The following is a 586-nucleotide window of genomic DNA, read 5'->3' as shown; positions in this document are numbered from 1 at the left end:
GCGAGCGCCGCTCTTCCGAAGCTCGTGCCGCGCGCCGGCAGCGGCTCGGGCGCGCCGTCGGTGCAGCCCTCCATGTCCGGCGCCCGCCCGTCGACGACGACTAGACGCATCTCGGCGTCCATCCGCCCGCCCTCAGCGTGCGTGACCCACGTGCCGACGAGGAGGCGCGGTCCGGCGCGGCTGAACGAATACAGCGTGGCGAAGCCGTCGATGCGCAGCGTTCCCGACCAGCCGTCTCCGACGGCGTCCGGCACGAGGAAGAGCCGGTGACCCTGCACGTCGACCGTGATCTCCCGTCCGCAGCGACCGACCGCGATGGAGGCCGGATCGTCCGAGGCGGATCCCGGCACCGTGTAGCGGTGGGTGGGAAAGGTCCCGGTCACCTCGGAGGACACGAGGCGCCCCGAGCCGGCACAGAACAGGGGGACGTCGTGATGGGTCTGCGCCAGCGCGGGCCCGACGAAGAGGAGGCTCAGGAACAAGGCGCGGAACAGCATGGGGGCTCCTATCGATCGACGCGGGGCAGGGTCGGCAGGGAGGGAAGCGCATCGCCGATCGGCAGGCGCGGCAGCGGCGCGTCGGGCCC

The 586-nt window shown here is 72.9% G+C and carries 1 protein-coding gene; it reads right to left on the bottom strand.

Translation table 11 applies throughout. The features are described from left to right. A partial coding sequence (locus IEX89_RS24175; RefSeq protein WP_188915845.1) for a hypothetical protein occupies nt 1-497 on the bottom strand: 497 nt, incomplete at its 3' end. Nucleotides 498-586: the final 89 nt, after the last annotated feature.

The sequence above is a fragment of the Salinarimonas ramus genome, from assembly GCF_014645695.1.
In the GTDB taxonomy this organism is placed as follows: Bacteria; Pseudomonadota; Alphaproteobacteria; order Rhizobiales; family Beijerinckiaceae; genus Salinarimonas; species Salinarimonas ramus.
Note: the sequence above shows the minus strand (reverse complement) of the source record. Positions and strands in the feature narration are given on the sequence as shown.